Here is a 20,703-nt window from a genome sequence, read left to right as displayed (position 1 = left end):
GCGTCCCGGCGACATCGTCGCCGTGGCCGGCACGCTGGGACGCGCGGCGGCCGGACTGGCCCTGCTCGAAAGCCCGGTTTTCGACGACGAGGCCCCGGTTCAGCTGCAGGAGCTCGCCGCGATCCAGTCCCGGCCGGTGCCTCCGCTGAGCGCCGGCCCGGCTGCGGCCGAATGTGGCGCGACCGCCATGATGGACATCTCGGACGGCCTGCTCCGCGATGCGGCGCGGTTGGCCCGTGCCAGCAGTGTCGCGGTGGACCTGACCTCGGCGCAGTTGCAGCACTTTGCCGCACCCTTGGAGGAGGCAGCGGCCCTGCTGGGGGCGGAGCCCAGCGACTGGATCCTCGGCGGCGGCGAAGACCATGGCCTGCTGTGCACCTTCCCCGCGGCACAAACCCTGCCGGCGGGATTCGCCGCCATCGGAGTCGTCGGCGGCGGACCGGCTCCGGTGACCCTGGACGGCGTCCCCGTCCGGGCCCGGGGATGGGACCATTTCAGGGGCTGACGCGCCGCTAGTCGTTGGTCTTTCGCAGGGCTTCGGTCAGTTGGGCGGCCGCGTTGCAGACCACCTCGGCATGCAGCCGGCCGGGTTGCCGCGTGAGCCGCTCGATCGGCCCCGAAATGGAAACGGCGGCGATGACCCGCCCGGACGGACCACGGACCGGGGCCGAAACCGACGCCACACCGGGTTCGCGTTCGCCGAGGCTCTGGCCCCAGCCGCGGCGGCGCACGCCGGCGAGGACCGTCGGGGTGAAACGCGCCCCATGGAGTCCTTCGAGCAGCCTCTCGTGGTCTTCCCAGGCCAACAGCACCTGGGCGGCGGAGCCGGCCTTCATCGAAAGCTGCGTCCCCACCGGAATGGTGTCCCGCAATCCGATCGGCCGTTCGGCCGAGGCGACGCATACCCGCGAATCGCCCTGCCGGCGGAAGACCTGTGCGCTCTCACCCGTGGCATCGCGAAGGTTCATGAGCACCGGGCCGGCGGCGGCTATGAGCCGGTCTTCGCCGGCGGCCGCGGCCAATTCGACCAGCCTGCTGCCCAGGACGAACCTGCCCTGCATGTCCCGGCTGACCAGCCGGTGGTGGACCAGCGCCAAAGCGAGCCGGTGGACGGTGGGCCGGGCCAGGCCGGTGGCGGCCACCAGTTGGGCCAGGGACGTGGGTCCGGCCTCCAGGGTGTCCAGCACCATGGCCGCCTTGTCGATGACGCCGACACCGCTAGGATTGTCCATAAGTTGATATTTGCATCTCAATATGTGAGATGCAAGTCGATTGACTGGCGGGCGGGCGGCCGCGCTGGAAGAGTTAAAGCACACACTTAGTGCGGGCCTCCCGGCGGGAGAAAAAGCCCGCGTTGGTATTGATGGAGGAGATCTGGCCATGGCCGGTAACACTGCGGGCAAGACGCTCGCCGAAAAAGTCTGGGATGCACACGTGGTGCGCCACGGCGACGGTGAAGGCGCGGCGCGCCAGCCCGACCTCCTCTACATCGACCTTCACCTCGTACATGAAGTCACGTCGCCGCAGGCCTTCGAGGGCCTGCGTCTGGCGGGGCGCGGGCTGCGCCGCCCGGACTTGACCATCGCGACCGAGGACCACAACACCCCCACGCTGGATATCGACAAGCCGATTGCCGACCCGACCAGCCGCACCCAGATTGAGACGCTGCGCACCAACTGCCGGGAATTCGGGGTCCGGCTGCACTCGCTCGGGGACGCCGAGCAGGGGATCGTGCACGTGGTGGGTCCCCAGCTGGGACTCACCCAGCCCGGCATGACGGTGGTGTGCGGCGACTCGCATACCTCCACCCACGGTGCCTTCGGTGCGCTGGCCTTCGGCATCGGGACCTCCGAAGTTGAGCACGTCATGGCGACCCAAACGCTGTCGCTGAAGCCGTTCAAGACCATGGCCATCAACGTCGAGGGCACGCTGCGCCCGGGGGTCACCGCCAAGGACATCATCCTGGCGGTCATCGCCAAAATCGGAACCGGCGGCGGCCAGGGCTACGTGCTGGAGTACCGTGGCTCCGCCATCCGGGCCCTGAGCATGGAAGCCCGGATGACCATCTGCAACATGTCCATCGAGGCGGGGGCCCGCGCCGGCATGGTCGCGCCGGACCAGACCACGTTCGACTACCTCAAGGGCCGTCCGCACGCCCCGGAGGGTGCCTACTGGGACGCCGCCGTCGAAAATTGGCAGACCCTGCGTACCGACGACGACGCGGTGTTCGACGCCGAGGTCTTTTTGGACGCCGATACCCTGGAGCCGTTCGTCACCTGGGGGACCAACCCCGGACAGGGTGTTTCCCTGTCGGAAGCCGTGCCGTCGCCCGACGACTTCGCCGACGAGAACGCCAAGGCCGCGGCGGAACGTGCGCTGGCCTACATGGGGCTCGAAGCCGGCACCCGCATGAAGGACATCCCGGTCGACACCGTCTTCCTGGGCTCCTGCACCAACAGCCGGATCGAGGACCTGCGCATCGCGGCGGACATCATCCGCGGCCGGGCCAAGGCGCCGAACGTGCGCATGATGGTGGTGCCCGGATCTGCCCGTGTCCGCCTGGAAGCAGAGGCCGAGGGCCTGGACAAGGTGTTCAAGGAGTTCGGCGCCGAGTGGCGGTTCGCCGGCTGCTCCATGTGCCTGGGCATGAACCCGGACCAGTTGGCGCCGGGCGAGCGCTGCGCGTCCACGTCCAACCGGAACTTCGAGGGCCGGCAGGGCAAGGGCGGGCGGACGCACCTGGTATCGCCGGTAGTTGCGGCGGCCACCGCGGTCAGGGGCACGCTGAGTTCGCCCTCGGACCTGGACCCGGTCAACAACGACGCCGTCTCGCGGCCTGCCGCCTAAGGAGCCTGAAGAATCATGGAGAAGTTCACCACCCATACCGGCATCGGGGTCCCGCTGCGGCAGTCCAACGTGGACACCGACCAGATCATCCCGGCGGTGTACCTCAAGCGGATCACCCGGACAGGCTTCGAAGATGCCCTGTTCGCAGCCTGGCGCAAGCACGAGGACTTCATCCTCAACCAGGAGCCGTTCAGCCGCGGGTCCGTCCTCGTGGCCGGCCCGGATTTCGGGACCGGTTCCTCGCGCGAACACGCTGTCTGGGCGTTGAAGGACTACGGGTTCCGTGTTGTCCTCTCCTCCCGGTTCGCCGACATCTTCCGGGGGAACTCCGGCAAGCAGGGGCTGCTGGCCGCCGAGGTCGCCCAGGATGACATCGAGCTGATCTGGAAGGAACTGGAGAACCACCCGGGCACCGAAATCACGGTGGACCTGGAGTCGAAGACCGTCACCTGCGGAACCATCACCGCACCGTTCGAGATCGACGACTACACCCGCTGGCGGTTGCTCGAAGGCTTGGACGATATCGGGCTGACCCTGAAGCATGAGGCGGAAATCACCACCTACGAGGCCACCCGCCCATCCTGGAAGCCGAAGACCCTTCCGGTAAAAGTCTGAGGATACGCGCCCTGGCGCGAATCGGCGCCGTCGAGGGAGCTTTTCCAGTTCTGTCGGCGGCGCCGATTTGCACCTGCGACTGCCTCATGCAAGGCACCTGCCGGCGGGACGGAGAGCGCCGGACTCGCTGCCCGTTTATTTCAGAGTGGTCACGGATTGCCAATATGCTTAGCTGAGGCCTTGGCGCAGTTCGGCGCTAAACTAGCTTGAGGAAACAGGTATTCATGGCAAGTGTTTTGACCATTCGTGGTGGCGTTCCGTTGGCGGGGAAGGTGTCCGTCCGCGGTGCCAAGAACCTGGTTCCCAAAGCGATGGTCGCGTCCTTGCTCGGCAGTAATGCCTCGGTCCTGCGGAATGTGCCCGAGATCCGGGACGTGGAGATCGTCACCAGCCTGCTCCGCCTGCACGGCGTCGAGGTTTCCAAAGACCCGGTGACCGGTGACTTGACGCTGGATCCGACGAACGTCAAGACCGCCCAGATGAAGGACATCGACGCGCACGCCGGCGATTCCCGCATTCCGATCCTTTTCTGCGGGCCGCTGATCCACGCGATCGGAGAGGCCTTTATCCCCGACCTGGGCGGCTGCCGGATCGGCGACCGTCCCATCGACTACCACCTCGACGTGCTCCGGCAGTTCGGAGCCATCGTGGACAAGCGGCCCGGTGGCATCTCCATCTCCGCACCCAGGGGACTGAAGGGCGCGAAACTCACGCTGCCGTATCCCAGCGTGGGCGCCACCGAACAGGTTCTTTTGACGGCAACCCGCGCCGAGGGCATCACGGAATTGAGCGGCGCCGCCATCGAGCCGGAGATCATGGACCTGATCGCCGTGCTGCAGAAGATGGGTGCCATCATCACGGTCCAGACCGACCGTGTGATCCGTATCGAGGGTGTCACCGAACTCTCCGGCTTCAACCACCGCGCGCTGCCCGACCGCAACGAGGCCGCGTCCTGGGCATCCGCGGCGCTCGTGACGCAGGGAGACATCTACGTCGAAGGCGCCCATCAGGGCGACCTCACCGCCTTTCTGAACACCTACCGCAAGATCGGCGGGGCCTTCGACATCGACGACGACGGCATCCGCTTCTACCACCCGGGCGGCAGCCTGTCGCCGCTGGTGCTCGAGACCGACGTGCACCCGGGCTTCATGACGGACTGGCAGCAGCCCCTCGTCGTCGCCCTGACGCAGGCCGAAGGCGTCTCGATCGTGCACGAGACCGTGTACGAGAACCGGTTCGGCTTTACCGAGGCGCTGATTCGCATGGGCGCGAACATCCAGGTGCACCGCGAATGCCTCGGCAGCATTCCGTGCCGCTTCGGGCAGCGGAATTTCCTGCATTCCGCCGTGATTTCCGGACCCACCCAGCTCTCCGGCGCGGAAATAGACATCCCCGACCTCCGCGGCGGCTTCAGCCACCTGATCGCCGCGTTGGCGGCGGCCGGAACCTCCCGCGTGACCGGCATCGAACTCATCAACCGTGGCTACGAACGCTTCCAGTCAAAGCTGGAGGGCCTCGGCGCGGACTTCGACGTCGAGTAGGCGGACATGGGAGCAGCCTCCAAAGAGCGGGTGGTCATTGGTGTCCTCGCCGGCGTTGTCCGGCCATTCCTGAACCTGGTCCTTCGGCGCAACTGGACGGGAACGGAGAATTTCCCCAAGGACCGGGGATTCATCGTCTGTCCGAACCACAACACGGAAATCGATCCACTGGTGGTCGGCCATTACGTCTACAACCAAGGCGCCCTGCCGCACTTCCTGGCGAAGGCCTCGCTGTTCAAGATTCCAGTGGTCGGGCAACTGTTGACGGCGGCCCGGCAGATACCGGTGGAGCGGAGCAGCTCCGGCGCAAACCGTTCACTGGACGTCTCACGCGAGGTGCTCGACGAAGGCGGTGCCGTGATCATCTACCCGGAGGGGACGCTGACCCGGGACCCGGCCCTATGGCCCATGCGCGGGCGCACCGGGGCGGCAAGGCTCGCGCTGCAGACCGGCGCACCCGTCATTCCGGTGGCGCATTGGGGCGCCAACGAGCTGTTGCCCCGCTATGCGAAAAGGCCCAGCCTTTTTCCGCGCAAAACGGCACACGTCACGGCCGGACCTCCGGTGGACCTGAGCGAATTCAGCGGCTTGCCGATCACCAGGACCGTTCTCGAGGCCGCAACGAATAGGATTATGGACAGCATCACGGCGCTGCTGGCCGAAGTACGCGGCGAGGCAGCGCCCGCCGTCCGCTGGGATCCTTCTGCTCACGGTCAAAGCGCCATAGGCCGGGACTTTGGTTCCGGTGAGCCGGTGCACACAGAAGAGCTACCGCCTGAGGAGAAGTTGTGACAGCACGCCCCGACCTGCCTGCCAACATCGCCGTTCTCGGCGCAGGAAGCTGGGGCACTACCTTTGCCAAGGTCGTCGCGGACGCCCACCCCGAGGTCGAGGTCAGGCTCTGGGCGCGGCGCGCCGAAGTGGCGGCGGAAATCAATTCCCGGCACCGGAATGCGAAGTACCTCCAGGACATCGCGCTGCCGGAGAACATCGTCGCTTCGGAGGACGTCGCCGAAGTCCTCCGCGGCGCGCCGCTGGTGGTGCTGGCTGTTCCCGCCCAGACCCTCCGACCGCAGTTGGCGTCCTGGAAGCCGCTGCTGGATCCGGAAGCGGTGGTCGTCTCGCTCATGAAGGGGCTGGAGCGCGGGACCGATGCCCGCATGAGCGAAGTCATCAAAGAAGAGCTCGGCCTGTCCGACTCCCACGTAGCCGTCATTTCCGGCCCCAACCTGGCGCTCGAGATTGCGCGCAAGGAACCGACCGCCTCGGTGGTGGCCTGCACGGACGACGACACCGCGCAGTGGATTGCGCGATTGTGCACCGCCAGCTACTTCCGCCCCTACACGAACTCTGACGTCACGGGGGTGGAGATCGGCGGCATCGTGAAGAACATCATCGCCCTGTGCGTGGGAATCTGCGACGGCAAGGGCATGGGAGACAACACCAAGGCGACGGTCATCACCCGCGGACTGGCCGAGACTACCCGGCTCACTCTCGCCCTCGGGGGAGAGGTCCAGACCATGGCCGGGCTGGCCGGACTCGGCGACCTGGTCGCCACCTGCGCCTCGCCGCTGTCGCGCAACCACACAGCCGGACGCCTCTTGGGCGAAGGCCTGACCCTGGACCAGGTGACGGAACGAATGACCCAAACGGCCGAAGGCATCAAGTCCGGCCGCGCCGTGCTGGATCTGGCCACCAAGGTGGGCGTCGACATGCCGATCACCGAGGCAGTGGTTGCCGTCCTGGAGGGGCAGGTTTCCGTTGAGGCGCTGGCGCCGCGCCTGTTGACCCGTGAACTCAAATCCGAAGGTGAACTGCAGTGAACGACGTGACCATGCCCGCCGCTAACGCCCCGTCTCCGGCCCGCAAACCCCGCGTTGCCGTCCTTTTCGGCGGGCGGTCCAGCGAACACTCCGTGAGCTGCGTCACAGCGGCCGGGGTTCTCGGGGCCATCGACAAGGACAAGTACGACGTCGTTCCCATCGGAATTGCGCGTAACGGCCAGTGGGTCCAGGTAGCCGATGATCCGGCCCAGTGGTCGCTCGCCTCGGGAAAAATGCCGGAGATCAGCACGTCCGCCGAACCCGTCATGCTGGCCAGCAGGCGGGACACGCCGGAACTCATGGTCGCGCCGGCCGCGCAGGTTCCCCAGAGCCTGGGCAACGTGGACGTGGTGCTGCCGCTGCTGCATGGGCCGTTCGGCGAGGACGGAACGCTTCAGGGGCTGCTGGAGATGGCCGATGTCCGCTACGTCGGCGCCGGCGTACTTGCCTCTGCCGTGGGCATGGACAAGCACTACATGAAAGTGGTCTTCGAATCGGCCGGCCTCCACGTGGGCCCCTACGAGGTCATCACGGACCGTCAGTGGCAGCAGGACCCGGACGCGGTGCTCGAACGCCTGGGCACGCTTCAGTTCCCGGTCTTCGTCAAGCCGGCCCGGGCGGGTTCTTCCATGGGGATCACCCGGGTGGCCGGGCCGGGCGGCCTCCGCGCCGCCGTGGAGGCCGCCCGCGAACACGATCCCAAGGTTGTTGTCGAAGCCGGCATCATCGGCCGCGAGATTGAAGTAGCGGTCCTGCAAGGACGGGGAACAGAACCGACGCGCACCAGCCTGCCCGGGGAAATCGCCGTCCAGCCCGGCGAGCACCAGTTCTACGATTTCGAAGCGAAATACCTGGACGGTACGGCCGCCGCCCTCAGCTGCCCGGCGGATTTGCCCGCCGACGCCACTGAAAGAGTGCGCGAACTCGCCGCACAGGCGTTCGACGCGCTCGGGGGAGAGGGACTCTCCCGGGTCGACTTCTTCTACACGCCGGACGGCGAGCTCATTATCAATGAGATCAACACCATGCCCGGGTTTACACCGATCAGCATGTATCCCCAGATGTGGGCGAAATCGGGACTGCCTTACACCGAGTTGATCGACGAGCTGCTGTATCTGGCCCTCAACCGCAAGACCGGCCTCCGCTAAACAGACGCAGGCCGGCGCAGTGGTCGCCGGCCGTGCTGCCTATAGGACGTCGGAAATGCTCAGGCATTCGCGTTCCTGCGGGATCTCGGCCGCCGCCGCCGAGATGTCCATCAAGACGGAGCTCTCTGCCACGTCATCGGGCTTGAACAGCAGTTCCGTGGCAGGGGTGCGCCCGTAGGTCGTGGCCGTCCAGTAGCCGTTCTCGCCTTCGCGCAGTACCCAGTCGACGCCCTCGACCGAGACGCATTGGTCCGTCGTCGGGCCGGGAACCGGCACGCCGCACCGCAGGATGACCTGCGAAGGGTCCCCCCAGGCGGCGGTCGCCTGGCTGCTCGTCTCACGGCGCGGGAAATCGGCGACATACTGCGGGAGGATGACCATCATCGGGGCGCATCCGGGGTTCGCCGCGTCCGGAGCGGCGTCAACGTCGACAATAGGCGAACACGCCGTGAGGCTCCCCAGGAATCCAAGCGACAAAAGGACGGCAAAACGGCGGCGTCGGGGGAAGGCGCGGGTCATACAGCCAGCGTATCCCGACCATCGCAGCGCGCCGTTGCGACAGTGACCGCAGCCACGCCAGACGGGCCCTGCAGTGAGGAGACGGCCGCGGGGTTTATCCTTTTAGTTAGCCTCACCCCTAGGAAGTGACCCCATTGACTGCTGACCACGACAACGAATACCGCCCGCGGCGGCAGCGCCGCCAGCGGAAGAAAGATCCCATCCGCACCGTCTTTTTCACCCTCGTGGGCATCGTTGTCGTCGCAGCGATCATCGGAGGTGGCTACTTGTTCAACTTGGCCAACTCCTTCAACAGCAAGTCCCAGACGATCGAATCGGCCTTCCCGGATAATCGGGCCAAGAAGGACCCGAACGACAAGACGGTCAACATTCTTCTGATGGGCTCCGACAGCCGCGCCACGGGTACGCAGAATCTGACCGAGGTCTCGGACGGCAGCCGCTCCGACACCATGATGCTGATGCACATCCCGGAGAATCGGGAGAACGTCTACGTCATGTCGATCATGCGCGACACCTGGGTGGACATACCGGGTCAGGGCGAGCACAAGATCAACGCCGCCATGGCGTTCGGCGGGGTACCGCTTGTCGTCGAAACCATCGAAGGGCTGTTTGAGACCCGCGTCGACCACGTCGCCATTATCGACTTCTCGGGGTTCAAGGAACTGACCGACGCCTTGGGCGGGGTGGAGATCAATAATCCGGCGGCCTTCTCGGCAACCGGGTCGACCGGCGAGTTTTTCCCGGCGGGCACCCAGACTCTGGACGGCGAGTCTGCCCTGTCCTTCGTGCGGGAGCGCAAGGCCTTCAGCGACGGCGACTATCAGCGCGTGCGCAACCAACAGCTCTTCGTCAAGGCTCTGATGTCCGAGTTCCTGACGGCCGAGACACTGACAAACCCTGTGCGCATCAACGAGGTAGTCGACGAATTTTCTCCGTTCGTGAGCGTTGACAGCGAATTCGACGCCATGACCGCAGGCTCCCTGGGCGTTTCGCTTCGGGATGTACGGTCAAGCAACGTTCAGATGTTTACCCTTCCGACGCTGGGCACCGGCACTTCCGCAGACGGCCAGTCGATCGTCCTGCCGGACGAGGCGGCCATCGCCGAAATAGCCGGCGCGCTGCAGAATGACAGCCTCGGCGAATATCTGAGTACTGCTGACCTCGAGTGAGCCGCGACGCAACCGTTAGCCGGTGAGCGGAGCCGGCTGCGGTAGGCTCAGGTAACGCCGGAGGACTGAGATTGATCGTTGGCGGGCATCGCCGGCGCATGCAGATGGGACCCCTTTGCAGACGAAAATTGCTGCCAATGCCGAAGCGCTGCGCCGCTGGCTGTCCAGGGCCGAGGTCGTCCTCGGCAACCACAGCGACCGCCTGAACGCCATCAACATCTTCCCGGTGGCCGACGGCGACACGGGGACCAACCTCTATCTGACCATCCGGGCGGCGGCGAAGTCGGCCGCCGAAAACCGGACGGCGGACATCGGCGAACTCCTGGCCGGGGCGGGCCAGGCCGCGATGGAAGAAGCGCGCGGCAACTCCGGCACCCTGCTGTCGGTTTTCCTGGCCGCCTTGGCCGAACCCTTGCGGGGCACGACCCGGTTGACGGGGCCGCTGCTGGCCGCGGCCCTCCAACGTGCCGAAATCCGGTGCTGGTCCGCGTTGAGCGATCCCGTTGAGGGAACCATGCTCTCCGTCATCGCCTCGGTCTCGCGGGCGGCGTCGGCGGTACATGCGGCGAAGAACGGCGACGACAGCAACCACGGGCTGGCGGCAACGCTGGAAGCGGTCGTGGAAGAGGCCGTGGCCGCGGTCGTCAGGACGGAGGCCCAGCTCGGGGCACTGGAATCGGCGCACATCGTCGACGCCGGCGCCGTCGGGTTCCTGCTCATCATGGACACCCTGCGGGCCAGCGCCCTCGGCGTGGAACTGCAGCCGGAACTGCTGGACGGCCTGCACGGCTACAACGTGCAGGATCCGCACCTGCACCTGGACCACGTGCACGAAGGCGTCGAGGTGATGTGCACCGTCAACCTCAGCCCCCTCGACGCCGCAACGCTGCGCCTGAAGCTGGACGAGCTGGGCGACTCGGTCATCATGAGCGCCGTGACTGAAATCGAGGGCGGATACCGCTGGCGCGTCCACGCGCACGTGCCGGACGGCGAAGCGGCCCTGGAGGTTATCCGGGAGCTGGGTGAACCGATGAACGTCAGCATGACGGAGCTGGCCGGCCCGCCGGAGCAGAACCATGGCGGCTGACCCGGCTGACGAACTGAGCGTCCCGCTGGAGCGGCGGCTCGGCAAGCGCTCGGCCTCGGCACTCGAAAAGCACCTGGGCATGACGGTGACCGGGGAACTGCTCAACTACTTCCCGCGGCGGTACATGAAGCGCGGAGAGCTGACCATGATCGCCGAGCTGCCGATCGACGAGGACGCGACCTTGGTGGCCCGGGTGCTGAGCACCAGTTCCCGCAAGATGCGGGCCCGGCGCGGTTCGCTGACCGAGGTCGTCGTGACCGACAACTCGTCGGACATCAGCCTCACCTTCTTCAACGGCTATCAGGCCGAACGGGAGCTGCGGCCGGGGACCATCGCCATGTTCTCCGGTAAGGTGACGTCCTACCGCGGAAACCTGACCTTGACCAACCCCGACTACCAGTTGCTCGAAGACGCCTTCGACTTCGACGCGGAGGAAGCCCTGCGCCCGGTGCCCATGTACCCGGCGACGGCGAAACTGGGCAGCTGGCGCATCAAGGCGGCCGTTGACCTATTGCTCGACGCCGTGGACTTCGGCCGCCTGGGGGACCCCATCCCGACGGACATCGCCGTCCGGGACGGGATGCTCTCACTGGCGGAGGCCTACGAACAGATCCACCGGCCCGCAACGATGGAAGCCGCCAACGCGGCCCGGGACCGCTTCCGCTATCAGGAAGCGCTGGTCCTGCAGGCGGCTCTCGGACGGAAGCGGGCCATCGCCGCGGCCGAACAGGCGACCGCACGCCCGGGCCGGAAGGGTGGTATTGCCGACAAGTTCGACGCCCGCCTGCCCTTCGACCTGACCTCGGGACAGCGCGAGGTCGGCGCGACGATCGCGGCGGAGCTGGCCGGAGATTCACCCATGAACCGGCTGCTGCAGGGGGAAGTCGGGTCGGGGAAGACCTTGGTTGCCCTTCGGGCCATGCTGCAGGTGGTCGACTCGGGCGGCCAGGCCGTCCTGCTCGCGCCGACCGAGGTCCTGGCGGGCCAGCATTTCGCATCGATCACCCGGACGCTTGGCCCCTTGGCGCAGGGCGGCATGTTGGGCGGCGACCCCGACGGCACCAAGGTAGTGCTGTTGACCGGCTCGATGACCGGAACGGCCAAGCGCAGGGCCTTGCTCGATGTGGCGGCCGGAGAAGCGGGCATCGTCGTCGGCACCCATGCCCTGCTGTCCGACACGGTGCAGTTTTTTGACCTCGGCCTCGTGGTAGTGGACGAACAGCACCGCTTCGGCGTGGAACAGCGCGACCGGCTCCGGAGCCGCTCGGCCACGCCACCGCACCTGCTGGTCATGACCGCCACGCCCATTCCCCGGACGGTGGCCATGACCGTCTTCGGGGACCTGGAAACGTCGGTGCTGACGGAGCTGCCCGCGGGCCGCGCGCCGATCACCACCCACATGGTGGCTCTCCAGGAACATCCTGCCTGGGAGGACCGGATCTGGGAACGTGCCCGCGAGGAGGTCGCCGCCGGCCGGCAGGTCTACGTCGTGTGCCCCAAGATCGGGGATGACGAGCTCGAAGAGGCCGATCCGCCGGACGAGTTGTCGGGGCAGCCGGAGCAACAGCGGCCCATGGCATCGGTGGCCGCCCTGGTCGAGCACCTGAGCGGGCTGCCGGTCCTGGACGGAATCCGGATCGGCATGCTGCACGGCCGGATGGAGCCGGACCAAAAGGCTGCTGCCATGGCGGCGTTCAACGACGCCACGCTGGACATCCTGGTGTCCACCACGGTCATCGAGGTCGGCGTCGACGTGCACAACGCCACCATGATGGTGATCCTGGACGCCGACCGCTTCGGCATTTCGCAGCTCCACCAGCTCCGCGGACGGGTGGGCCGCGGCGGCCTCCCCGGCACCTGCCTGCTGGTCACGCAGCTGGAGCCCGGGCACCCCAGCCGGGATCGGCTGCAGGCGGTCGCCGCGACGACCGACGGGTTTGAACTCTCGCAGGCAGACCTCCAGCTGCGTCGCGAAGGCGACATCCTCGGGGCGTCCCAGTCCGGCGGCAAATCCACCCTGAAGCTGCTGCGCGTGATCACGGACGAGGCCGTTATCGCCCGTGCCCGGGAAGACGCCACGGCCATCCTGCAGCGGGACTCCACCCTGGCCCGGTATCCCGAGCTGGCGGCCGCCATCGAGCTGTACCTGAACCCCGAGCGGGAGGCCTTCCTTGAGCGCGGGTAGCCGGTGAGCCGCATCGTGGCCGGCGTGGCCGGGGGACTGACCCTGGCCAGCGTGCCGGGGGAGAACACCCGGCCAACGACGGACCGGGTCAAGGAGGCGCTGTTTTCCCGACTTGAGTCCTACGACGTCGTGGCCGGCGCCCGGGTACTCGACCTCTTCGCCGGCTCCGGGGCGCTGGGAGTCGAGACCGCCAGCCGCGGCGCCGCCACGGTGGACCTGGTCGAAGCAGCCGACAAAGCCGCGGAAGTGTGCCGCCGCAACGCCGAGCTGGTCAACGGCAAGCTGGGCCGGAAGACGGCCACGGTGCACCGCATGAAGGCGGAACGGTTCCTCGAGGACCTGCCGCCGGGACACCATTGGGACCTGGTGCTGATGGACCCGCCGTACCCGCTGGCCGAGGACGCGCTCGCCGGCATCCTCGCCTCCTTGTCCGGATTCCTTGCCGACGGCGCCGTCGTCGTCGTCGAACGCTCTTCGCGGTCACCCGAACCAGGATGGCCCGAAGGCCTCGTCCGGTTCGCCGTCCGGAAGTACGGCGAGACCCAGCTCTGGTTTGCCGAACCTGCGGCGGAACCGTCAGCTGCGGGCGAATGAATCGAGCTCCGGGCCGGTGAGGACGGCGGCCGGGTGCGGGCCCGCCGCCAGCAGGGCGGCCGACCATTCCGGCGGCCACGAGCCGTTGCGGGCGGCCAGGACGATGTTGCCCGCCCTTCGGCTGCCGAACATGCCGGTCTCGCCCAGCGCCGCCACCGAACCGGCGACCGCCGCGAGCTCGGCGATCTGCCGCTTGGCGAACGCCAGCGGCGGATCGTCTCCGACGTTGACCAGCAGCACCCCGTCCGGTTCCAGTGCCTCCAGCATCTCCTGGTAGAAGTCCGCCGTGGTCAGGTGCTCCGGGGCGTCGTCGCCGGCGAAAACGTCCAGCACGATCACATCGAAGGTGCCTTCGATGTCTCCGAAGGCCAGTTCATGCCGGGCATCGCCGAAGTGGACCGTCAACTCCGTGCCGTCGGGCATGGGAAGGTGCTCGAGGACGAAGTCCAGCAGCTCCCGCTCCAACTCGACGGCGACCTGCCGGGAACCGGGACGAGTGGCCTGCACATACCGGGCCAGCGTCAGGGCGCCGGCGCCCAGGTGGAGGCAACGCAGCGGGGCACCTGCCGGACCCGCCAGGTCGACGACGTTGGCGATCCGGCGCAGGTATTCGTAGAACACATGATCGGGATGCCGCAGGTTGACGTGCGATTGCTCCGCGCCGCCAATGCTCAGGACGTAGGACCCCGGCACCCGGTCGTCCTTGTCGACGCCGGCGTGGAGGCCGCTGCCGCGCAGGTAGCGTTCGGCCACGGCTCAGATCCTGCCCGGCAGGGAGGCGAGGCGTTGGGCGGCGTCCTGCAGGACCTCGATCCGCTTGCAGAATGCGAAACGCAGCAACGAGCGGGTGCGCTCGGCGCCGTCGGGGTGGCAGAAGACGGGCACCGGGATGGCGGCCACGCCGATCAGCCCGGGCAGCCGGCGGGCAAGGTCAAGTGCGTCGGTGATACCCAGCGGTGCCGTGTCCACGTTGACGAAGTAGGTGCCCTGCGGCGTGAAGACATCGAAGCCGGCCTGCCGCAAACCGTCGCTTAGCAGGTCCCGCTTGGCCTTCAGGCCGGCGGCGATCCCGCCGTAGAACGAGTCCGGCAGCCCCAGTCCCGCCGCCACCGCGTCCTGGAACGGTGCGCCCGAGCTGTACGTGAGGAATTGCTTGACCGTGCGGACGGCTGCGACGAGGTCCGCCGGGCCGGAGAGCCAGCCGACCTTCCAGCCGGTGAACGAAAACGTCTTGCCGGCCGACGAGATGGTGAGCGTCCGCTCGGCGGCTCCCGGCAGGGTGGCGATGGGGATGTGCGGTGCATCGAAGGTCAGGTGCTCGTAGACCTCATCGGTGACGATCAGCGCGTCGTAGCGCTCAGCCAGCTCGACGATGCGCAACAGGGCCTCGCGGGAGAAAACGCTGCCCATCGGATTGTGCGGGTTGTTGACCAGGACCATGCGGGTGCGCTCCGAGAAGGCCGCTTCGAGTGAGTCGAGGTCCGGCTGGAAATCGGGGGCGAGGAGCGGAGCCGTGGTGTGCCGGGCTCCGGCCAGGCCGATGATCGCCCCGTACGCGTCATAAAAGGGCTCGAACGTCAACACTTCGTCGCCCGGTCCGGTCAGGGCCAGCAGCGTCGCGGCCAGCGCCTCGGTCGCTCCGGTCGTGACGATGATCTCGGTTTCCGGGTCCGGTGACAGGCCGTAGAACCGCTGCTGGTGGGCGGCAATGGCGCTGCGCAGCGTGAGTGTTCCCTTGCCCGGAGCATACTGGTTGGCTCCGCCGCGGATGGCGTCGATGGCGGCGGCGGCGATTTCCGCCGGGCCGTCCTCGTCGGGAAAACCCTGCCCCAAATTGATGGCGCCGGTCCGCGCGGCGAGGGTCGTCATTTCCTCGAAGATGGTGAGGCCGAGGCCGCCGTCGTCGCCGAGGAGGTTCGATCCGGCCGCGGTCCGCTGCCACGGCGCCGGAACGCCGGCCCGCCGGCCGTGGACGAGTTGCCGCATAGCTGTGCTCATGACTCCCAGTATTACCACCGAAGCGTGGTGCACCGCCCGCCCGGATCGACTAGATTCGACTCTATGCGCCGTGCCGTCTGTCCAGGATCCTATGACCCGCTCCACAAAGGCCACGTGGAAATCATTGCCCGTGCCGCCAGCATGTACGACGAGGTCATCGTCGCCGTCTCGACGAACTATGCCAAGAAATACCGCTTCAGCCTGGACGAGCGGCTGACCATGGCCCGCGAGACGCTCTCCTACCTCCGCGGCGTGAGCGTTGAAGCGATGGGTGAAGGCCTGCTGGCCGAGTACTGCCGCAGCCACGGCGCCGGCGTCATCGTCAAGGGCCTGCGCTCATCGCAGGACTACCACTACGAACTGCCGATGGCCCACATGAACCGGCACCTGGCCGGCATCGAGACGGTTTTCCTCGCCGCGGAGAGCAGCTACACGCACCTGTCGTCGACCTTGATCAAGGAAATTGCCGCGCTGGGCGGGGATATCTCGGAGTTCGTGCCGAAGGCCGTGCTCGCCGGTTTCCGCGCCGCGGAGCAGCCCCGGTAGCCCGGCCCGGATCGCTGCCGGCGGTTGCGGCGGAGCCCGCGTTTGCTAACGTTTGACCCATGCCTCAAGCTCAATCCGTACGAAAAGCCGTTCTGCCCGCCGCCGGGCTGGGGACCAGGTTCCTGCCGGCCACCAAGGCCATGCCGAAGGAAATGCTGCCCGTCGTCGACAAGCCGGCCATCCAATATGTCGTCGAAGAAGCGACGCGCGCCGGCCTGGACGACGTCCCGATGATCACCGGGCGCAACAAGCGGTCCCTCGAGGACCACTTCGACCGGGTCCCGTTTATCGAGCAAACCCTGGCGGACAAGGGCGACGACGACAAGCTGGCCGCGGTGCGGGAATCTTCCCAGTTGGCCGACATCCATTACCTGCGCCAGGGCGACCCCAAGGGGCTCGGCCACGCCGTTCTCTGCGCCAGGCAGCATGTGGGCAACGAGCCCTTCGCCGTCCTGCTGGGCGATGACCTGATCGACGAGCGCGACGAACTGCTCACGGAGATGATTGCGGTCCAGCAGGCGACCGGCGGCTCCGTCATTGCCCTGATGGAAGTCGATCCGGAAGCGATCAGCGCCTACGGGTGCGCGGACATCAGCCGCATCGACGGCGCGGCGCACGTGAAGGTGAACGGCCTGGTGGAGAAGCCCGCCGCCGCCGAGGCGCCGTCGAACCTGGCCGTGATCGGCCGTTATGTCCTGCATCCCGCGGTCTTCGACGTGCTGGAGGAGACCCCGCCGGGCCGCGGCGGAGAAATACAGCTGACGGACGCGCTGCAGGTGCTGGCCGGCTCCGAGGAGGCCGGCGGCGGGGTTTATGCCGTGGTCTTCAAGGGCCGCCGCTACGACACCGGGGACAAGCTCAGCTACCTCAAGGCCGTCGTCTCCCTGGCCACGGAGCGCGAGGACCTGGGACCCGAGTTGCGCTCCTGGATCGTGGACCTGGCAGCACAGATCCAGGTTGAGAGGCCGTTGCAGCCCGCCGGACGGGACTGACGGACGCGTAGCGCCGCCGGTTTGGGCCCGCGGGAGATCCGGGCTAAGATGATACGTCGGTCGTATGTTCTTTAGGAGTTCTCAGTACTGTGGTCTTGAACCATGATCAAAGTTCGGCCTTGACCCTTGCGGTCAAGGACCTCGGGCGCAGCCCGGGCACCATGCGGACTCTTGAAGAACGTATCGCTGCACCGAAGGATTTCGGTGTAGCACTCATTGGCGTTCAGGAAGGCTCCGACATGGAGTTGGACCTGAAGCTTGAGGCCGTGCACGAGGGAATCCTGGTTTCCGGCACCGTTTCCGTGGCTGTCACGGGCGAGTGCGGGCGTTGCCTGGATCCCATCGCGTACGACCTCGACGTCAATGTGCAGGAACTCTTCTACTACGAGGAAGCTGAACTCCTCGAGGAAGAAGAACAGGACGAACAGCGGCGGGTTGAGCGCGATCTGATCGATCTCGAACCGGCGCTGCGGGACGCAGTGGTGACCGCCCTGCCGTTCCAGCCGGTGTGCCGGGAAGACTGCCAAGGCTTGTGCCCGGAATGCGGGATGCGCCTTGAAGAGGATCCGGGTCACCACCATGAGGTCGTGGATCCTCGCTGGGCAGCCCTTGCCGGGTTGGCCGGTACGGCCGCCGACGAGGCGTCCGAAAGTAAAGAGTCAGACGAGAGAGAAGAGAGTTAGCCGTGGCTGTTCCCAAGCGGAAGATGTCCCGCTCGAATACGCGCGCCCGCCGGTCCCAGTGGAAGGCCACTGCGCCCAACCTGGTCAAGACCGTTGAGAACGGCCGTGTCACCTACAGCCTGCCGCACCAGGCCAAGGTTGTCACCGACTCGGCAGGCACCGCGCTGTTCCTTGAGTACAAGGGCCGCAAGGTAGCCGACGCGTAACAACGTCCGGTATGCCTTCAACTGAAGAGCTTTTGGAGCGTCTCGGCGTTGATATCGACGCCGAGACGCTCCGTCTTGCTTTAACCCACCGTTCCTACGCCTACGAGCACGGCGGACTGCCGACCAACGAGCGCCTGGAATTCCTCGGCGACTCGATCCTGGGCTTTTCCGTGACCGACGCGCTGTACCGGGACAACCCGGACCTGCCCGAGGGCGAACTGGCCAAGCGGCGCTCCGCCGTCGTCTCCACCCGGGCGCTGGCCGGCATCGCGCGCAGCCTGGACGTCGGCCGGCACGTGCTGCTCGGGCAGGGCGAAAAGCTCACCAACGGGGCCGACAAGTCGTCCATCCTGGCCGACACGATGGAGGCCCTCTTCGGCGCCGCCTACCTGTGCCAGGGCATCGAAACGGCGCGCCAACTCGTGATGCGCCTCGTCGGGCCGCTCCTGGCGGACGCCGACGCCCTGGGCGCGGGCACGGACTGGAAGACCAGCATCCAGGAGTTGGCCGCCGCCCGGAAGATGGGCACCGTGACCTACCAGGTGGAGGGATCGGGCCCGGACCACGCCCGGACCTTCGTGGCCACGCTGCTGATCGGCACCACCGAATACGGCCGCGGCACCGGACATTCCAAGAAGGAAGCCGAGCAGGAAGCCGCCGCCACCACGTGGCGGGCGCTGCGTGCCTCGCTGCCCGTATCGGTGACGGAGACCGCCGACTCCGATGCCTGAACTGCCTGAGGTGGAGGTTGTCCGCCGCGGGCTCGCCCAGTGGGTCCGCGGGCGGACGATCACCGGAGTGGACGTCCTGGACGAGCGTTCCATCCGGCGCCACGCCCTCGGAGCCGACGACCTGCGCGGCAACCTCATCGGCGCCCACGTGGCCGACGTCGCCCGGCGCGGGAAATTCCTCTGGATGCCGCTGCTGGAGACCACGCCGGCCCCTTCGCCGTACCCGGCCGCCGCTGAGGCCGTGCCCGACGAGCCCAAACTCGCCCTCATGGCACACCTCGGCATGAGCGGACAACTGCTGGTCGAAGACAGCGGGCAGCCCGACGAGAAGCACCTGAAGGTCCGGTTGACGCTCAGTCCGGCCGGCGGGCCCGATGGCCCGCCGATGCCGGCCGAGCTGCGCTTCGTGGACCAGCGGATTTTCGGCGGCATGTTCCTGGCGGACCTGATGCCCACCCCTGACGGCCATGCCGGCGGCATGTCCGAGACCGGCCTGCCGCTGATCCCGGTCGAGGCCTCGCACATCGCCCGCGACCCGCTCGACCCCGCGTTCTCCTTCGAGGCGTTCTACCAGCGCCTGCGCAGCCGCAAGACCGGCATCAAGCGCGCCATCCTGGACCAGGCCCTGGTCTCCGGCATCGGCAACATTTATGCCGACGAAGCCCTGTGGGCCGCGAAGCTGCACTACGCCCGCCCGACCGACACCCTGCGCCGCAAGGAAGCGGAGCGGCTGCTCAGCGCGTGCCGGGACGTCATGAGCAGGGCGCTCGACGCCGGCGGCACCAGCTTCGATTCCCTCTACGTGAACGTCAACGGCGCCTCCGGATACTTCGAACGGTCGCTGAACGCCTACGGCCGGGAGGGCGAACCCTGCCACCGCTGCGGCGACCTGGGGCTGCCCACGAAGATCCGCCGGGACACCTTCATGAACCGGTCGTCCTACACCTGCCCGGCCTGCCAGCCGAGGCCCCGGAACGGCCGCTGGTAACGGCCTACTGTCCCAGCTCCGCCAGCACCGCGTCCGTGTAGGCAGGCCACGCGTCGGCGGCCCAGGGCCCGAAGTCGCGGTCGGTGAGCGCGATGCAGGCGGCGCCGGCGTCCGGATCCACCCAGAGAAAGGTGCCGGACTGGCCGAAGTGGCCGAACGTTTTCGGCGAGCTCTTGCTGCCGGTCCAGTGCGGGTCCTTGTGGCCGCGGATCTCGAAGCCCAGGCCCCAGTCGTTGCCCTGCTGGCGGCCGAACCCCGGCAGCACGCCGGCCAGGCCCGGGTAGGCCACCTGCGTCGCTTCCTGCACCGTGGCGGCGGCCAGCAGCGACGGCCGCTGGAGCTCTGCGGCGAACCGGGACAGGTCGTCGGACGTGGAGGTCGCCCCGGCCGCGGGGGAGCCGTCCAGGCTGGTGTCCTTCATGCCGAGGGGAACGAGCACGCCTTCGCGCAGGTAGTCCGCGAAGGCCATGCCCGCGGCGGCCTCGAGCGTCTCGCCGAGCACCTCGAAGCCGGCGTTGGAGTAGAGCCGCCGGTCGCCGGGGGCGAACCTGACGGTGCGGTCGCCGAAGTCGTAGCCGGCGCTGTGGGCCAGCAGGTGGCGGACGGTGGCGCCCTCGGGGCCCGCCGCCTGGTCCAGTTCCAGCGCGCCTTCCTCCACGGCCAGCAGCACCGCATAGGCGCTGAGCAGCTTGGTCACGGACGCCAGCGGGAAGCGCCGCTGCTGGTCGCCATGGGAGGCAACGACGGCGCCGTCGGCCCCGACGACGGCGGTGGCCGCGTGGTCCACCGGCCAGGATTCGATCAGCTTCACGCTTTCCAATGCTTGCTCCTACCTCGTCGTTCCGCCGTAGTGGGCTGCCAGCCGTCGCAGCCCTTCTTCAATGCTGACCTCGGGCACCCAGTCCAGCACCTCGCGGGTGCGGCGCTGGTCGAACCAGTGCGCGGTCGACAGCTGCTCCGCCAGGAAGCGCGTCATGGGCGGTTCGTCGCGGACCAGCCCGCGGGCTCCGGCGGCCGTCCAGGCCCGTTCG

General features: G+C 67.5%; 22 protein-coding genes and 1 pseudogene. 17 read left to right on the top strand and 6 right to left on the bottom strand.

Annotated features, from left to right (window positions below; all coding sequences use genetic code 11):
- Positions 1 to 505, top strand: a 505-nt coding sequence (locus AC5RV2_RS06320; protein ID WP_494091655.1) for a thiamine-phosphate kinase, incomplete at its 5' end; no start/stop codon positions are given.
- 7 nt (positions 506 to 512) lie between these two features.
- Here AC5RV2_RS06320 and AC5RV2_RS06315 read toward each other — a convergent pair.
- Positions 513 to 1,232, bottom strand: coding sequence for an IclR family transcriptional regulator (locus AC5RV2_RS06315; protein WP_493977303.1), 720 nt, complete (start codon positions 1,230 to 1,232; stop codon positions 513 to 515).
- A gap of 148 nt (positions 1,233 to 1,380) precedes the next feature.
- On the opposite strand from AC5RV2_RS06315, the gene leuC reads away from it, so the two are divergent.
- The 6 genes from leuC (at position 1,381) to AC5RV2_RS06285 (ending at position 7,974) form a co-directional block, all read left to right on the top strand.
- Entirely contained in the window at positions 1,381 to 2,847 is a 1,467-nt protein-coding gene (gene leuC / locus AC5RV2_RS06310; RefSeq protein WP_494091654.1) for a 3-isopropylmalate dehydratase large subunit, read from the top strand.
- Between the two features lie 15 nt (positions 2,848 to 2,862).
- Positions 2,863 to 3,462: a 3-isopropylmalate dehydratase small subunit gene (gene leuD, locus AC5RV2_RS06305; protein WP_494075409.1), complete on the top strand. Its 600-nt coding sequence runs from the start codon at positions 2,863 to 2,865 to the stop codon at positions 3,460 to 3,462.
- Positions 3,463 to 3,686: 224 nt separating this feature from the next.
- Positions 3,687 to 5,003, top strand: a complete 1,317-nt coding sequence (murA, locus tag AC5RV2_RS06300; protein WP_494075408.1) for a UDP-N-acetylglucosamine 1-carboxyvinyltransferase — start codon at positions 3,687 to 3,689, stop codon at positions 5,001 to 5,003.
- Between the two features lie 6 nt (positions 5,004 to 5,009).
- Positions 5,010 to 5,795 carry a lysophospholipid acyltransferase family protein gene (locus AC5RV2_RS06295; RefSeq protein WP_493986905.1) on the top strand — a complete coding sequence of 262 codons (786 nt, stop codon included), beginning with the start codon at positions 5,010 to 5,012 and terminating at the stop codon, positions 5,793 to 5,795.
- Positions 5,792 to 6,826 (top strand): NAD(P)H-dependent glycerol-3-phosphate dehydrogenase, encoded by a 1,035-nt coding sequence (locus tag AC5RV2_RS06290; protein ID WP_493977308.1) that lies wholly within the window; start codon positions 5,792 to 5,794, stop codon positions 6,824 to 6,826. Before AC5RV2_RS06295 ends, AC5RV2_RS06290 begins: the two co-directional genes overlap by 4 nt.
- A gap of 11 nt (positions 6,827 to 6,837) precedes the next feature.
- Positions 6,838 to 7,974, top strand: a complete 1,137-nt coding sequence (locus AC5RV2_RS06285; protein ID WP_494091657.1) for a D-alanine--D-alanine ligase family protein — start codon at positions 6,838 to 6,840, stop codon at positions 7,972 to 7,974.
- A gap of 39 nt (positions 7,975 to 8,013) precedes the next feature.
- Here AC5RV2_RS06285 and AC5RV2_RS06280 read toward each other — a convergent pair whose 3' ends face one another.
- On the bottom strand, positions 8,014 to 8,493 hold the full coding sequence (locus AC5RV2_RS06280) for a DUF3515 domain-containing protein (protein ID WP_494091653.1): 480 nt from the start codon (positions 8,491 to 8,493) through the stop codon (positions 8,014 to 8,016).
- Between the two features lie 125 nt (positions 8,494 to 8,618).
- On the opposite strand from AC5RV2_RS06280, the gene AC5RV2_RS06275 reads away from it, so the two are divergent.
- The 4 genes from AC5RV2_RS06275 (at position 8,619) to rsmD (ending at position 13,528) form a co-directional block, all read left to right on the top strand.
- Complete coding sequence (locus tag AC5RV2_RS06275) at positions 8,619 to 9,662, top strand: LCP family protein (RefSeq protein WP_494091652.1); 1,044 nt, start codon at positions 8,619 to 8,621, stop codon at positions 9,660 to 9,662.
- Between the two features lie 148 nt (positions 9,663 to 9,810).
- Complete coding sequence (locus AC5RV2_RS06270) at positions 9,811 to 10,749, top strand: DAK2 domain-containing protein (protein WP_494091656.1); 939 nt, start codon at positions 9,811 to 9,813, stop codon at positions 10,747 to 10,749.
- Positions 10,739 to 12,934: an ATP-dependent DNA helicase RecG gene (locus AC5RV2_RS06265; RefSeq protein ID WP_494091651.1), complete on the top strand. Its 2,196-nt coding sequence runs from the start codon at positions 10,739 to 10,741 to the stop codon at positions 12,932 to 12,934. Before AC5RV2_RS06270 ends, AC5RV2_RS06265 begins: the two co-directional genes overlap by 11 nt.
- A gap of 3 nt (positions 12,935 to 12,937) precedes the next feature.
- On the top strand, positions 12,938 to 13,528 hold the full coding sequence (gene rsmD / locus AC5RV2_RS06260) for a 16S rRNA (guanine(966)-N(2))-methyltransferase RsmD (RefSeq protein WP_494091650.1): 591 nt from the start codon (positions 12,938 to 12,940) through the stop codon (positions 13,526 to 13,528).
- Here rsmD and AC5RV2_RS06255 read toward each other — a convergent pair.
- A complete protein-coding gene (locus AC5RV2_RS06255) occupies positions 13,511 to 14,281 on the bottom strand; it encodes a spermidine synthase (protein ID WP_494091649.1) in 771 nt (256 codons plus the stop codon). The genes rsmD and AC5RV2_RS06255 overlap by 18 nt on opposite strands.
- Positions 14,282 to 14,284: 3 nt before the next feature.
- Complete coding sequence (locus AC5RV2_RS06250; protein WP_494091648.1) at positions 14,285 to 15,526, bottom strand: aminotransferase class I/II-fold pyridoxal phosphate-dependent enzyme; 1,242 nt, start codon at positions 15,524 to 15,526, stop codon at positions 14,285 to 14,287.
- A 63-nt stretch (positions 15,527 to 15,589) separates the two neighbouring features.
- Here AC5RV2_RS06250 and coaD point away from each other — a divergent pair, with 63 nt between their 5' ends.
- From coaD to mutM, 6 genes are all read left to right on the top strand, one after another.
- A complete protein-coding gene (coaD, locus tag AC5RV2_RS06245; RefSeq protein WP_494067055.1) occupies positions 15,590 to 16,072 on the top strand; it encodes a pantetheine-phosphate adenylyltransferase in 483 nt (160 codons plus the stop codon).
- 59 nt (positions 16,073 to 16,131) lie between these two features.
- A complete protein-coding gene (gene galU / locus AC5RV2_RS06240; RefSeq protein WP_494091647.1) occupies positions 16,132 to 17,064 on the top strand; it encodes a UTP--glucose-1-phosphate uridylyltransferase GalU in 933 nt (310 codons plus the stop codon).
- A gap of 119 nt (positions 17,065 to 17,183) precedes the next feature.
- Positions 17,184 to 17,747: a YceD family protein gene (locus AC5RV2_RS06235; RefSeq protein ID WP_494091646.1), complete on the top strand. Its 564-nt coding sequence runs from the start codon at positions 17,184 to 17,186 to the stop codon at positions 17,745 to 17,747.
- A gap of 2 nt (positions 17,748 to 17,749) precedes the next feature.
- Positions 17,750 to 17,953 (top strand): 50S ribosomal protein L32, encoded by a 204-nt coding sequence (gene rpmF, locus AC5RV2_RS06230; protein WP_127511582.1) that lies wholly within the window; start codon positions 17,750 to 17,752, stop codon positions 17,951 to 17,953.
- Positions 17,954 to 17,964: 11 nt separating this feature from the next.
- Complete coding sequence (gene rnc / locus AC5RV2_RS06225; protein ID WP_493986924.1) at positions 17,965 to 18,684, top strand: ribonuclease III; 720 nt, start codon at positions 17,965 to 17,967, stop codon at positions 18,682 to 18,684.
- Positions 18,677 to 19,672, top strand: coding sequence for a bifunctional DNA-formamidopyrimidine glycosylase/DNA-(apurinic or apyrimidinic site) lyase (mutM, locus tag AC5RV2_RS06220; protein ID WP_494091645.1), 996 nt, complete (start codon positions 18,677 to 18,679; stop codon positions 19,670 to 19,672). The genes rnc and mutM overlap by 8 nt, the downstream gene beginning before the upstream one ends.
- A gap of 4 nt (positions 19,673 to 19,676) precedes the next feature.
- Here mutM and AC5RV2_RS06215 read toward each other — a convergent pair whose 3' ends face one another.
- Together AC5RV2_RS06215 and AC5RV2_RS06210 are read right to left on the bottom strand one after the other, a co-directional pair.
- Positions 19,677 to 20,492 carry a serine hydrolase domain-containing protein gene (locus AC5RV2_RS06215; RefSeq protein ID WP_494091644.1) on the bottom strand — a complete coding sequence of 272 codons (816 nt, stop codon included), beginning with the start codon at positions 20,490 to 20,492 and terminating at the stop codon, positions 19,677 to 19,679.
- A 9-nt stretch (positions 20,493 to 20,501) separates the two neighbouring features.
- Positions 20,502 to 20,703 (bottom strand): annotated as a pseudogene (locus AC5RV2_RS06210) (NAD-dependent epimerase/dehydratase family protein); the annotation flags it as partial.

Source organism: Arthrobacter sp. Y3225116 (genome assembly GCF_059091245.1).
This window is presented reverse-complemented; position numbering and strand designations above follow the sequence as displayed.